At 50.0% G+C, this 13,649-nt stretch carries 14 protein-coding genes; 3 read left to right on the top strand and 11 right to left on the bottom strand.

What is annotated here, in order from left to right; genetic code table 11:
• Window positions 1–123: 123 nt before the first annotated feature.
• The 5 genes from nifJ to yedE all read right to left on the bottom strand — a co-directional run bounded on the left by nifJ (window position 124) and on the right by yedE (window position 6,418).
• Window positions 124–3,636 carry a pyruvate:ferredoxin (flavodoxin) oxidoreductase gene (gene nifJ, locus KAH19_RS05730; protein WP_210683758.1) on the bottom strand — a complete coding sequence of 1,171 codons (3,513 nt, stop codon included), beginning with the start codon at window positions 3,634–3,636 and terminating at the stop codon, window positions 124–126.
• A 191-nt stretch (window positions 3,637–3,827) separates the two neighbouring features.
• Window positions 3,828–4,868, bottom strand: coding sequence for a selenide, water dikinase SelD (gene selD / locus KAH19_RS05725; RefSeq protein ID WP_210683756.1), 1,041 nt, complete (start codon window positions 4,866–4,868; stop codon window positions 3,828–3,830).
• Window positions 4,869–4,883: 15 nt separating this feature from the next.
• Window positions 4,884–5,132, bottom strand: a complete 249-nt coding sequence (locus KAH19_RS05720) for a DUF3343 domain-containing protein (protein ID WP_210683754.1) — start codon at window positions 5,130–5,132, stop codon at window positions 4,884–4,886.
• A complete protein-coding gene (locus tag KAH19_RS05715) occupies window positions 5,129–5,335 on the bottom strand; it encodes a sulfurtransferase TusA family protein (RefSeq protein WP_009146013.1) in 207 nt (68 codons plus the stop codon). The genes KAH19_RS05720 and KAH19_RS05715 overlap by 4 nt, the downstream gene beginning before the upstream one ends.
• Window positions 5,336–5,344: 9 nt before the next feature.
• A complete protein-coding gene (yedE, locus tag KAH19_RS05710) occupies window positions 5,345–6,418 on the bottom strand; it encodes a YedE family putative selenium transporter (RefSeq protein ID WP_210683753.1) in 1,074 nt (357 codons plus the stop codon).
• 148 nt (window positions 6,419–6,566) lie between these two features.
• Between yedE and KAH19_RS05705 the strand changes: the two genes are divergently transcribed.
• Window positions 6,567–7,754, top strand: coding sequence for an aminotransferase class V-fold PLP-dependent enzyme (locus KAH19_RS05705; RefSeq protein ID WP_210683752.1), 1,188 nt, complete (start codon window positions 6,567–6,569; stop codon window positions 7,752–7,754).
• Window positions 7,744–8,637, top strand: coding sequence for a selenium metabolism-associated LysR family transcriptional regulator (locus KAH19_RS05700; RefSeq protein ID WP_210683751.1), 894 nt, complete (start codon window positions 7,744–7,746; stop codon window positions 8,635–8,637). Before KAH19_RS05705 ends, KAH19_RS05700 begins: the two co-directional genes overlap by 11 nt.
• A gap of 60 nt (window positions 8,638–8,697) precedes the next feature.
• On the opposite strand, the gene KAH19_RS05695 is transcribed toward KAH19_RS05700, so the two are convergent.
• From KAH19_RS05695 to KAH19_RS05675, 5 genes are all read right to left on the bottom strand, one after another.
• Entirely contained in the window at window positions 8,698–9,114 is a 417-nt protein-coding gene (locus tag KAH19_RS05695) for a universal stress protein (RefSeq protein ID WP_210683750.1), read from the bottom strand.
• Window position 9,115: 1 nt separating this feature from the next.
• Window positions 9,116–9,553, bottom strand: coding sequence for a universal stress protein (locus KAH19_RS05690; protein ID WP_210683748.1), 438 nt, complete (start codon window positions 9,551–9,553; stop codon window positions 9,116–9,118).
• Window positions 9,554–9,673: 120 nt separating this feature from the next.
• The gene (locus KAH19_RS05685) at window positions 9,674–10,063 is read right to left on the bottom strand and encodes a hypothetical protein (RefSeq protein WP_210683747.1); all 390 of its coding nucleotides are present in this window, start codon (window positions 10,061–10,063) and stop codon (window positions 9,674–9,676) included.
• Window positions 10,064–10,080: 17 nt separating this feature from the next.
• Window positions 10,081–11,466, bottom strand: coding sequence for an NAD(P)/FAD-dependent oxidoreductase (locus KAH19_RS05680; protein WP_210683746.1), 1,386 nt, complete (start codon window positions 11,464–11,466; stop codon window positions 10,081–10,083).
• Between the two features lie 67 nt (window positions 11,467–11,533).
• Window positions 11,534–11,962, bottom strand: coding sequence for a DUF190 domain-containing protein (locus KAH19_RS05675; RefSeq protein ID WP_210683744.1), 429 nt, complete (start codon window positions 11,960–11,962; stop codon window positions 11,534–11,536).
• 186 nt (window positions 11,963–12,148) lie between these two features.
• Between KAH19_RS05675 and KAH19_RS05670 the strand changes: the two genes are divergently transcribed.
• Complete coding sequence (locus KAH19_RS05670) at window positions 12,149–12,532, top strand: thioesterase family protein (RefSeq protein WP_021720335.1); 384 nt, start codon at window positions 12,149–12,151, stop codon at window positions 12,530–12,532.
• A gap of 230 nt (window positions 12,533–12,762) precedes the next feature.
• Here KAH19_RS05670 and KAH19_RS05665 read toward each other — a convergent pair whose 3' ends face one another.
• The gene (locus tag KAH19_RS05665; protein WP_210683742.1) at window positions 12,763–13,638 is read right to left on the bottom strand and encodes a J domain-containing protein; all 876 of its coding nucleotides are present in this window, start codon (window positions 13,636–13,638) and stop codon (window positions 12,763–12,765) included.
• Window positions 13,639–13,649: the final 11 nt, after the last annotated feature.

The raw sequence follows: 13,649 nt of genomic DNA, 5'->3' as shown, positions 1-13,649 counted from the left end.
TTTTTAAGCATAAAAAGAACTCCCTACGAGGCACTGCATAAGCAGGGCACATAGAGAGTTCTTTATTTTTCTTTTTACCGTGCTGCTTACGCAGCACGGCTTATTTTTTATTAAGCAAGAATTTTATTCCTTGCCTGCCAGCTTTTTGTAGCCGTCCAGACGAGTCATTGCGTCCTTCTCGGTCTTTTCGAACAATGCTTCCGCAGTATCCGGGAACATCTTCTGCAGGGAGCTGAAGCGAACTTCGCCCATGAGGAAGTCACGGAAGTTTGCGGTAGGCTCTTTGCTGTCCAGAATGAACGGATTCTTGCCTTGCTCCTTCAGTTCCGGATTGAAGCGGTAGGTTGCCCAGTAACCACAGTCAACAGCACGTTTTTCTTCGAGCTGGCTGCAGCCCATGCCAACCTTCAGACCGTGGTTGATGCAAGGTGCGTAAGCAATAATCAGGGACGGGCCGTCATAAGCCTCTGCTTCGGCAATAGCCTTCAGAGTCTGGTTCTTGTCGGCACCCATAGCAACCTGTGCAACATATACATAGCCATAGCTCATAGCCATCATGCCAAGGTCTTTCTTCTTGGTCTTTTTGCCGCTGGCAGCAAATTTAGCGATTGCCGCAGTCGGAGTAGATTTGGAGGATTGACCGCCGGTGTTGGAATATACCTCGGTATCGAATACCATAACATTGACATTCTCGCCGGATGCCAGTACATGGTCCAGACCGCCGTAGCCGATATCATAAGCCCAGCCGTCGCCGCCGAAGATCCAGTGGCTGCGTTTAACGAAGAATTGCTTCTCGTCATACAGAGCAGCGCATTTATCGCAGTTGTCTTTGTATTTTTCCAGTACAGCAGTCAGCGCTTCGGCACGCTCACGGGTGCCTTCGCTGTCGTTGACATGCTCCAGCCAATCGGTCAGCGCAGCCTTGAGATCCTCAGGCAGCTCGCCTTCCAGCATAGCTTTTACCATGTCTTCTACACGCTCACGGGATTGTTTAACGCCCAGGAACATACCTAAGCCATATTCAGCGTTATCCTCGAACAGGGAGTTTGCCCAGCTCGGACCATGGCCTTTGCAGTTTTTGGTGTACGGCATGGACGGAGCGGATGCACCCCAGATAGAGGTACAGCCTGTTGCATTGGCAATCATCATACGGTCGCCAACCAGCTGGGTTACGAGCTTAGCATACGGAGTTTCGCCGCAGCCTGCGCACGCACCGCTGAACTCAAGCAGCGGCTGCTCGAACTGAATACCCTTCATGGTCTTCTTGTTGAGCGGATTTGCCTTCGGAGCAACCTCCTTCTGGCTGTATTCCCATGCAGCAGCTTTATCAAGCTGAGTATCGAGCGGTTTCATAACGAGAGCCTTGGCTTTCGGAGCCGGGCATACCTGAGCGCAGTTGCCGCAGCCGGTGCAATCAAGCGGAGAGATGCTCATGCTGAACATCAGGCCTTTTGCGCCGATAGCAGGCTTGCTCGGCAGAGTTGCCGGAGCCTTGGCAGCTTCTTCCTCGGTCATGAGAACCGGACGGATAGCAGCATGCGGGCAAACGAAAGCGCACTGGTTACATTGGATACAGGTGTCCATCTGCCATTCCGGTACATCGATAGCAATGCCGCGTTTTTCGTAAGCAGCAGTACCGCTCGGGAAGGTGCCGTCTGCATAATCAGCAAAAGCACTTACCGGCAGCTTGTCGCCTTCCAGCTTGTTCATCGGAACGAGCAGCTTGTCAACAAATTCGTTGCCGGTTGCAGCTTCGGCAGCAGTATCGCCGGCCTCAGCCCAGCTTGCGGGAACATCAACAGCAACAATAGCGTCAATGCCCTTGTCGATAGCAGCGTTGTTCATGTCGACAATGTTCTGGCCCTTCTTGCCGTAGGAATGCTCAACAGCATCCTTCAGGTATTTAACAGCGTCAGCCAGAGGAATAATATCAGCCAGCTTGAAGAAAGCAGACTGCATAATCATGTTGATGCGGCCGCCCAGACCGATTTCCTGAGCAATCTTAACAGCATCAATGATGTAGAATTTGATATCGTTCTTAGCGATGTAGCGTTTGAGCTGACCGGGCAGCTGTGCGTCGAGCTCCTCAGCGCTCCAGTTGCAGTTCAGCAGGAAGGTGCCGCCTTTTTTCAGGCCTGCGGTTACATCGTATTTATGAACATAGGACTGATTGTGTACTGCAACAAAATCGGCAGCATCAATCAGGTACGGTGCCATAATCGGAGTATGACCGAAGCGCAGATGGGAAACAGTTACGCCGCCGGATTTTTTACTGTCGTAGGAGAAGTAGCCTTGAGCGTACATATCGGTGTGGTCACCGATGATTTTGATAGCGCTCTTGTTGGCACCAACGGTACCGTCACTGCCCAAGCCCCAGAATTTGCAGCCCTTGGTGCCTGCAGGAGTTACGTCAATGCCTGCGACGCACGGCAGAGAGGTATTGGTTACATCATCAGTGATGCTGATGGTGAAGTTGTTTTTCGGTTCTGCACTTGCCAGATTATCGAATACAGCTACGATATCGCCGGGCAGCAGGTCTTTGGAGCCCAAGCCGTAACGGCCGCCGATAATCATAGGCTTGCGGTCACTTGCATAGAAGGCAGCACGTACATCAAGATACAGCGGTTCGCCGAAAGCGCCCGGCTCTTTGGTGCGGTCCAGTACAGCGATACGTTTTACGCTTTGCGGAATTGCGCCCATGAAGTGCTCGATGCTGAAAGGACGATACAGGTGAACTACGAGTACGCCAACCTTTTTGCCTTCTGCGTTGAGCTTTTCAACAACAGTGCGTACGGTTTCGGAAGCAGAGCCCATGATGATGATAACATCTTCTGCATCCTCAGCGCCGTAGTAGTTGAACAGATGATATTCACGGCCGGTCAGCTTGCTGATTTCGCCCATGTAATCCTCTACGATTTCCGGCAGAGCATTGTAATAGGTGTTAACAGCCTCGCGGGTCTGGAAGTAAATGTCCGGGTTTTGTGCGGTGCCGCGGATAACAGGATTATCCGGGTTCAGGCCGCGTTTACGGAATGCGTCTACCGCATCCTTATCCAGCAGCTTTTCGAGATTAGCATAATCCATAACCTCAATCTTCTGGATTTCGTGAGAGGTACGGAAGCCGTCGAAGAAGTTCAGGAACGGTACACGGCCTTTGATAGCACTCAGATGTGCTACGCCTGCCAGATCCATAACCTCTTGTACGCTGCCTTCAGCCAATAATGCGAAGCCGGTCTGACGGGTAGCCATAACGTCCTGGTGGTCACCGAAGATAGACAGAGAGCTTGTTGCCAGTGCACGTGCGGAAACGTGGAAAACTGCGGGCAGCAGCTCGCCGGCCATTTTATACATATTAGGAATCATCAGCAGCAAGCCTTGAGATGCGGTGTAGGTAGTAGTCAGCGCACCTGCCTGCAGAGAGCCGTGAACTGCGCCGGAGGCACCTGCCTCAGACTGCATTTCCATCAGCTTAACGGTTTGTCCGAAAATGTTCTTTTTGCCTTGGGCAGCCCATTCATCGACAACCTCAGCCATCGGTGAGGACGGAGTAATAGGATAAATTGCAGCAACATCGGTAAATGCGTAGGAAATATACGCAGCAGCTGTGTTGCCGTCCATTGTTTTCATTTTTACCATTGGATTCCCTTCTTTCTTGAAATCACAAAATTACTTGACCTTAATTTTTACAGGAAAAACTTTCCGGTTCATACAATTAGTATACACTACTCAGCCTTGTTTGTAAAATATCTGCATAAATGTATACAGCATTTTTGCGTAAATAAAATGTGAAAAAAGATGCCGCCGGTTAAGCAGCATCTTGAAAATATTTATGCTTCCAGATAAATCGCACTGTCAAGTTTTTCGGTCACATAGCCGATAATCTGCGTACTAGGAGCAACAGCCCGCAGCTCTGCCAAGCAAGCCTCTGCCTCCGCCGCAGGAACAGCACACAGCAGGCCTCCGCTCGTCTGCGGGTCGTAAAAAATATCCTGCAGCGCACGCGCGACAGCTCCCACAACACGCACACCCGCTTCGGCAAAATCACGGTTGCGGTAGGCCCCGGCCGGGATAAAGCCCATATCCGCCATCTCGTATGCTTCCTTGTGATAGGGCACATCCTGCGCCTTCAGGTGCACAGTAACGCCGCTGCCCTGCGCCATCTCCAGACTGTGGCCCAAAAGGGCAAAGCCTGTCACGTCGGTGCAGGCATGCACGCTGTATTTCACAAGCACGTCATGCGCATATTTATTGAGCGTACTCATCTGCACATACAGCTTGTCGAGCAGCTCCTGCTCTACTAAGCCGGCCTTCGCCGCCGTCATCAGAATGCCTACGCCCAAAGGCTTCGTCAGCAGCAGTACGTCACCGGGTTGCGCGCCGCTGTTCGTCCACACATTTTCAGGCTTCACAAAGCCTGTCACCGCCAAGCCGTAAATAGGCTCGGCGCCGTGAATGGTGTGGCCGCCGGTTATAATTGCGCCTGCTTCATAGGCCTTGGCATAACCGCCGCGCAAAATCTCCTGCACGGTTGCTTTGTCCATTTTCTCGGGGATGCACATAATGTTCAGCGCCAGCTTCGGCTCGCCGCCCATAGCGTAAACATCGCTCAGAGCGTTCGTCGCCGCAATCTGTCCGTACATAAAGGGATCATCGACAATCGGCGGAAAGAAATCCGTTGTCTGTACAATCGCCAGCTCGTCGCTCACCTTATATACACTGGCATCGTCGCTTTTATCGTAGCCTACCAAAAGATTAGCATCATAATGCGTCTGAAAGCCTGCCAGCAAATTGCACAGCGTACCGGCACCCACCTTGGCCCCGCAGCCGGCACAGCTCGCCAGCTTCGTCAGCTTTACTTCGTTTTCCATAGCTCAAACCTCCGCTCATTCGGCAGCAGTATACAAAACCTCGTAGCCATCCTCACGCTCACGCACTATCTGCTCCAGCTCCGGTGTCTGCAGGGACGCTGCATCTTCCAGCGTCTCTGTTTTAAAAAACACGCAGGTACCGCAGCTGCTGCTCAGGCTGCGCGGCACCGGGCGCACCTGCGCCTGCCAGCCACGCTCCGCACACAGATGCTGAAAGCGCACCGCGCCGAAGTGCGAAAAGAACGTTGCAATATACTGCATCATTTGCTCAGGGACAGAGTAAATTCGCCGTCCTGCTCCGTCACAGCAACCTTATAGCCCTGATGCTGTGCGTAGCGTGTTACATTTTCCTTGGAGGTATTATTATCCACGATTACCTCATAAGCAGCCTCGCCGCTCATCATCGCCTGACGCGTCAGGATAACAGGTTCGGGACAGGAAAGTCCTCTTGCATCAATAGTTTTCATAGCGTTTCCTCACTTTTTATATGTATTCAGATAAGCAATCACAGTAACAACCACAATACCGATTACAACAGCAATCTGACCGTTAGCGGTAGGACCGTTGCCGCTGGAAGCCAGGCCGAAGTTATGCGCAAAGGCCGCACCCACGATGAAGCCCAGCAGAGTTACGGCGCTATCGGAGTTGCCTTCGCCGGACAGCACCAGCTGACGCATCGGGCAACCGCCCAAGAGCACGCAGGCAAAGCCAGCCAGGAAAAGTCCCAGCACGTTCCACAGCGCATCGGTGTGTGCAATAGGCTGCGCCGCAAAGCCCACCTTGAAGAAGGCACCGCCGGTTACGGAGGTCAGCACAACATTGCAGGCAGCAGCTGCCGCAACAACAGCCACAAAGCCCCACAGCATTTTAGTTTCTTTAAAGAGAATAAAATCGCGGATACCGGCAATCATGCAGAAGCGTGTGCGCTGCGTGAGATAACCGACTGCCACTGCAGCAATCAGGCTCACAGCAACAGCCGCATGCTTGGCGCCGGGGCCTCCGCCTGCCTTGGTAAAGTGGATGAAGTCCGGTGCAGCAACGAGCAGCACCAAAAGCACAACAGCAATTACCGACATAATGCTGCCTTCCGCCGCCGTCATCTTATAGGTACGCTTCAGGCTGTAGCCACGGTTCAGGAAGAAAATGCCGGCATAAATACCTGCCGCAAAGCCAACCAAACCGACAACAGCGTTCAAGTCACCGCCGGCAATACGCAGCAGCATTCTGAACGGACAGCCCAAAAACATCAGACAGCCGATCATCGCAAAAAAGCCCAGTACAAAACGTGTCAGCGGAGAGCTGCCGCCCTTCGGCGAAAATTCTCTGTGCAGATATGCAGCACCCAGCGCGCCCAGCACCAGACCGCTGATTTCCGGACGGATGTACTGCACAGCCTTAGCGGCATGCAGTCCCAAACCGCCGGCAGTATCACGCAAAAAGCAGGCAATACACAGGCCCATGTTGGCCGGATTGCCGAAAAACACCAGCATTGCTGCCACCAGGCCGATAACCGCACCTGTTGCAACAATCGTTACTTGTTCATTTTTCATAAAAAGCCTCCCCAAAATATTTCTTCGACAAAAGTATATCATAGCCCACATGCTTATACCAATATCATTTATAGATAAAGCTGATTGATTTATTAGCTTTTCAGATAATTATATGATAGAATAGGCGTAACATGAGGAGGTACGGAAAATGCAGCAAATTTATCTCGACAACGCCAGCACCACCTTTCCCAAGCCACAGGCAGTTGCTGACGCAGTTTATCAATATATTACACATGCAGGCACCAACATCAGCCGCGGTACCTGCGCTGCGAGCAGCGAGGACCTGGTTTTTGCCACCCGCGAGCAGCTTTGCCGCTTTTTCGACGGCGAGGACAGCAAAAATGTTGTCTTTACGAAGAACATTACCGAAAGCCTGAATATCATCATCAAGGGGCTGCTGCACAGCGGCGACCATGTGCTTGTTACCGCTATAGAGCACAACGCCGTCATGCGTCCGCTCCAGCAAATCGGCACAGAGCTTACTGCCGGCAACGCTCCCACTGATGCCATCACCTTCAGCCGCATTCCCTGCGACGCGGAGGGCGCACTGTGCTTAGACGCTTTACCGCAGCTGTTGCGCCCCAATACCAAGGCTATTATCATGACACACGCCAGCAATGTCTGCGGCACGCTGCAGCCCTTGGCAGCAATCGGCAGCTTCTGCCACAAGCATAACCTGAAATTCATCGTCGACAGTGCGCAAAGCGCCGGCGTCGTTCCCATCAACATGCAGGAAATGCACATTGACGCTCTCGCCTTTACGGGGCACAAGGGACTTTTGGCACCGCAGGGCATCGGCGGTTTTGTGCTGCGTGAAAGCATTATCGACGAAATAACACCGCTCATCGTCGGCGGCACCGGCAGCCTCAGCCACACGGAGCACACTCCCAACTTCATGCCAGATAAATTTGAGGCAGGCACGCTCAACCTGCCGGGCATCGCCGGCCTGCATGCTTCCCTCAGCTGGCTGCAAAAGCAAGGCATTGATAAAATCCGCACGAACGAGCTTACGCTTACGCAGCAATTTATAGACGGATTGCAGCAATTAGAAGCGCAAAAGCTTATGCGCATCGTCGGCAAAAGGGACTGCACCGACCGCGTAGGTGTTGTTTCCATCAGCACAGATATAACAGATATCGCAGAGCTGGCCTTCATTTTGGCAGACAAATACGCCATTGCTACGCGCGTAGGCCTGCACTGCGCCCCCAACGCCCACAAAACGCTCGGAACCTATCCCACGGGAACACTACGCTTTTCTTTCGGCTGGCACAATACTGCGGAGGAAGTCAACATTGCCCTGCAAGCATTGAAAGAGGTGCTCGCCCATGGACTTTAAACAGCTGCAAAGCTTTGTCACCGTAGTGCAGGAGGAAAGCTTCACACAGGCTGCAGGCAGGCTTTTCGTATCGCAGTCCACCGTCAGCACGCACATCCGCCAGCTGGAAAGCGAGCTTAACACCAAGCTCATTCTGCGTACCACAAAAAGTCTGCAGATAACCCCCAAGGGACGCGAGCTTTACGAATACGCGCTGAATATCCTGGAGCTGAAGGAGCGCATGATTCAGGCCTGCTCCATCGAAAGCCGGCGCATCATCCACCTCGGCGCCTCCACCATCCCCTCGGCTTATATCCTGCCGCAGCTTTTAGCGGACTTCGGCAAATTGCATCAGGATATTTACTTCATCATTCACCAGAGCGACAGTCAGGGCATCATCAACGGCCTGAAGGACGGACTGTTCAACCTTGGCTTTATTGGCATGAGCTGCGAGGACAGCGACTTCTGCTGCCAGCCCTTCTGCAAGGACCGCATGGTAGTCATCACTCCGGTCAACGAACATTTTCTGCAATATAAGCAGCAAAAGGAAAATGTACTGCCGGAGCTTTTACGCGAGCCGCTGATTCTGCGCGAAAAGGGCAGCGGCAGTAAAAAAATGGCCGATAACTTTCTGGCGCACAGCGGTATTTCCGAGGACGAGCTGCAGATTATTGCCCGCGTCAACGATCAGGAAACCATCAAAAACCTTGTCGCCGGCGGCATGGGCATTTCCATTATCTCGGAAAAGGCGGCGCACAACTTTCTGCAGGAAAAACGTTTGCTGGCCTTCGAGCTGCCGCAGGCTTTTTCCGAACGCAGCCTCTACCTCATCTACCGCAAAAATTATCTGCTGCCAAGCTACGTCAAGGAGTTTCTCGGCTTCATCAGCCAAAGCAAATTATAAGCATAACAAAACGAGTACGCACAGGACGAACCCTTGCGTACTCGTTAATTTTTTGCATATTTACTTAACAATTGTCACAGGCACATTAGCGTTTTCCACTATGACGCTGCTGACACTATTGCGGAACAAGCCTTCCAAAACTCCCATGCCTCTGCTGCCCAGCACGATACCGTCACATTCCTGCTCACCTACAGCACGCAGGATGCTTTCGGCAATATCGTTGTCGTTTTCCAGCAAATAGGTGCAGTCAATGTTCTTGCCGCTGAGAATCGCATGTGCGGCATCAAGCACTTCATCACCCATCTGAACATACAGGCAATCGCTTCCAAATTCCACAATATGCTGTTTCATTCTGCCGGAAAGCACCGTCATAACCACCAGCGAGCCGCGCGTATAGCTTACAAGCTCACAGGCATATTCCAATGCTCTCCAGGAATGCTCCGTACCGTCAATAGGTACAAGAATGCGTTTCAGCATTTTATTTTACAATCAGCACAGGTACATTTGCATATTGAGCAACCTTGGAGCTTACGCTGCCAAGGAAGAATTCAGCAATACCGGAAAGGCCACGGCTGCCGATAATGATTGCATCTGCGCCGGTCTTTTTAGCCATAGCGATGATGCGTTCAGACGGATGGCCAACCTCCAGGCTGAATTTGGTTTCGCCTTCGTAGTTTCTCAGACGCTCCTGCGCCATTTCGAGAACCTTGTCACCGATTTTCTCCAGCTCACTGTTGCCCTGACTTACAGTTGCATGATCCAGAGGAACTGCCAGCAAAGCAGCATTATTATATGGTTGGATTACATTGATTACATGCAGTTCGCCGCCAAACTTTTTGCCAAGCTCTACAGCAGTATCCAGTGCTCTCCAGGAGCCTTCACTGCCATCTACAGGAACAAGAATCTTTTTAAACATAACAACGCACCTCCATAATAATGCACATGTTGTATTTTATTTATTATATTTTTTACAAGAAGAGGCTTTTTTTCTTCTTACGTTATATATTCTGCTTTAGTGCAAAAAATCCTGCCTGAATTACTCGCGGCCGCGATTTTTTCTTTTTTCGTGGATGCGGGCAGATTTCTTGCTGAACTTTTTCGGTTCGTCAGCCAGTTTTGCCAGCTCGGAAGGAGATTGCTCCTTAGCCTCGGCAAAGTTTTCGCCCTTCACAAAGCGGAAATAAATCGCAATACCGGCAATCAGCACCAGAGGAATGCTGCCGATAATATAACGGTAGCTCTGCGGTGCAGCCATGGTGATAAAGTCATAGATAACGATACATGCAGGCACCAGGATAATTTGTCCCATGCGGGCGAGGAAGCCGTCCTTACCCATAAAACGCACTACCATGCCATAAGCCAAAAAGGCTACCGCAAAGGAAACGAAAGACATAAATACCAGAAACGCAAAAAACTCAAAATTCATCTAAAAAAGCACCTTCCTTAATTCTTCTGTCCGCAGGCACGGGCACCAATTACGCGCGCAGCCCAGACACCGCTGGCACTCGCCTGCGATAATCCGCGTGTAATACCGGCACCGTCGCCTACCGCAAACATATTCGCAACCTTGGTTTCCAGATTGCTGTCCAGCTCGAGGCGTGCGCTGTAAAATTTTACCTCTACGCCGTAAAGCAGCGTATCAGCATTCGCCATACCGGGAGCAATCTTATCCAAAGCATAAATCATTTCAATGATATCATCTAGATGGCGTTTAGGCAAGACCAAACTTAAATCACCCGGCGTTGCACTGAGCGTCGGTTTGGTAAAGCTCTTGAGCATACGCTTTTCATTCGTGCGTCTGCCCTTCACCAGATCGCCAAAGCGCTGCACCAGCACGCCGCCTCCCAGCATGTTGGAGAACGAAGCGATACGCTTGCCGTACTGCAGCGGCTCATGGAAGGGCTCGGTAAACTTGCTGCTCACCAAAAGCGCAAAGTTGGTGTTCTTGCTGTGCATCTTGGGGTCGCGGAAGCTGTGGCCGTTAACCGTAATAATGCCGTCCGTGTTTTCTGCTACTACATAGCCGTAGGGATTCATGCAGAAGGTACGCACAACGTCATTATAAAGCGAGGTGCGGTACAAAATTTTTGCTTCATACACCTCGTCGGTGATATGCTTGAACACTTCTGCCGGTACCTCCACGCGCACGCCGATATCCACCTGATTGTTGATAAAATCAAGGCCCATCTTGGCGCACTGCTCTGTGTACCATTCCGCACCGGCGCGGCCGGGAGCGGCAATCAGATACTTGCAGGCAACCTTTTCGCCCTTATTCAGCTCCAGCACAAAGGTTCCGTCCTCCTGACGGCAGATTTCTTCAACCGCAGTATTGCAGCGGATTTCAATCTTATCCTCCAAAAACTTATGGATGTTTTCCATAATCACCAGATTGTTTTCCGTACCCAGATGGCGTACCTTGGCGTTCAGCAGATGCAGGTCGTATTTCAGCGCCTGCACGCCTATTTTGCTGTTCTTGGTAGAAAAATATTCACCGGGAGCACCATGACGGCAGTTCAGCTCATCAACATAATCAATCAGCTCGATAACCTTGTCCTCCGGCAGATATTCGTTCAGCCAGCCGCCGAATTCCGTCGTAAAATTATATTTGCCGTCCGAAAAAGCACCGGCACCGCCAAAGCCGCGCATAATACTGCAGGGGTTGCAGTTAATGCAGTGGTCAACCTTCTTGGCTGCCAGCGGGCAGAAGCGCTTTTCAATCGTATTGCCGGCCTCCAGCATAATAACTTTCAGCTGCGGATATTTCAGCACAAACTCATAAGCGGCAAAAATTGCGGCAGGACCGCCACCGATAATGGCAACATCATACATAAATTCTCCTCCTTGTCATATCCCATAAAAAAACCGCAGCCTCATTTTTTAACTGCGGTTTATCAGCTTATTGCTGTTGTTCCTGCTGCTTGCGCAGGTAGCTTGGCTGCGGTGAGCCGTTTCTGATATCCTTGTAGCCCTCTGCCGACTTGCGCATAAAATCGGTTACCAGATAATCAGCCTCACCCATAACCACCAACGCATGGGTTGCATTCTTTTCCAGAAAGGGCAGAATCTTTTCGAGGTTTTCCTTTTTATCTACCAGCTCCACAATCACCGGGAAATTAGCATTGCCGCTGATAAATGTGCTGACAGCACGGCCAACGCCGCGCACCTTGGTAGCATAGCCTTCAATACCCTTGATAACAGTACCGCCGGCAAGGCCCAAAGAGCGTGCTTCACGCAGAATTGCTTTATAAAGCGGAATATCCTCAAAAAGAACATCCTCGCCTGTATAAATCTTTAAATACGAGGTTTTGTTAAATTCTAAAGCCATGGTTCTACACCTCCAGCCATCATTTCAATTTTGCTTATCTTATATTATTATAATTCGGCGCTTGGCAGACAATTCCTGCAATATATAGGCAAAAAATTCTTATCCCTGCATTTAGGACTTGTCAGCAGAACGATAATACTTTATGATATAAGCGTATGATTTGATTATTGAAAGAGGGTATTAAGCATGACAAATTTACATACCGGACTTACCGGCACCGCTAACGTAACCGTAACCGAGGCTAATATTGCCGCTACTATGAAAAGCGGCTCTTTGGCTGTTTTTGCCACTCCCGCTATGTGCGCACTGATGGAGGAGGCTGCCTGCGCCGCAGTCAACGCTCATCTGGAGGAGGGCAGCGGCACTGTAGGCATCAGCCTGAATATTACGCATGACCGCGCTACCGCTATGGGCGACAGTGTTACCGCTACCGCTAAGCTGACTGCGGTTGACGGACGCAAGCTGACCTTCGAGGTGAGTGCTGCAGACAGCAAGGGCGTTATCGGTAAGGGTACGCATGAGCGTTTTATTATTGATAATGAAAAGTTTATGGCGAAGGTGAATAAGTAATTCGGGGATTTTTAAAGGCGTTCTGCTGCCAGTTCAGCAGGACGCCTTTAGGTTAATAAGCATAAATCAATCTATTTAAAAAGATATAATATAGCAAATATTAAATCAATTAATTGATCAAAAGCATACAAAAAAAACAGCAAAAGACGATGAAGCTAAAAATACCCGAAAAATTTCTTTATTTCTTTTATAATCATTACGAATATAACTCAAAAAGTAACATGGATACATTAAAAAAATGTAAACAGCACTGCTGGTATTATTCGACGAAAAAAATGAATAAGTCTCATTGGTATCTGAATCCATAGACTTGGGTCTCCTGGAGAACTCAACAGATAATATTGATGGAAGAACTTATTGTAGATTAGAATTTCTAATTCTTGATATTTTGCGTCAAAGAATTCTACAGTAATGAACGCTAACGTCCAAGGAATAATATATGCTAATATGAAATTGTACCATACCCGTTTATAACCAAACAACGCATGCATTATCCCATTGAATATCTTTTCCCTGAGTTTCTTTTTTCTTTTTACATAGTAACTATATCCAGTCTCTTGCCTTGCTTGTTCTTGTCGTCTGCGCTCTGCTTCCTGCCTTGCTTGTTCTTGTCGTCTGCGCTCTGCTTCCTGCCTTGCCTGTTCTTGATATCTGCGCTCTGCTTCCTGCCTTGCCTGTTCTTGATATCTGCGCTCTGCTTCCTGCCTTGCCTGTTCTTGACGTCTGCGCTCTGCTTCCTGCCTTGCCTGTTCTTGACGTCTGCGCTCTGCTTCCTGCCTTGCCTGTTCTTGACGTCTACGCTCTGCTTCCTGCCTTGCTTGTCCTTGACGTCTGCGCTCTGCTTCCTGCCTTGCCTGTTCACGTCTTCTGCTCTCTTCGCGTAATCTTGCTTCATAATTTAAATTATAGTCATATTTTTTTCGTGCTTCAGCATCAGAAAGTACATTATAAGCATTAGTAACCTCTTTAAACTTTTCTGCCGCGTATTTTTTATCTAATTTTGTCGTATCGGGATGCCATTTTTTTGCCAACTTTCTGTAAGCACTTTTTATCTCTTTTTCTGTAGATGTACGCTCAATTTCAAGTATTTCATAATAGTTCGCCATTTTACACTTTT

Origin of the sequence: Phascolarctobacterium sp. Marseille-Q4147 (genome assembly GCF_017968825.1) — a bacterium.
Taxonomy (GTDB): Bacteria; Bacillota; Negativicutes; order Acidaminococcales; family Acidaminococcaceae; genus Phascolarctobacterium_A.
The sequence above is the reverse complement of the archived record's forward strand: the minus strand, read 5'-3'. Positions and strand labels throughout refer to the sequence as shown.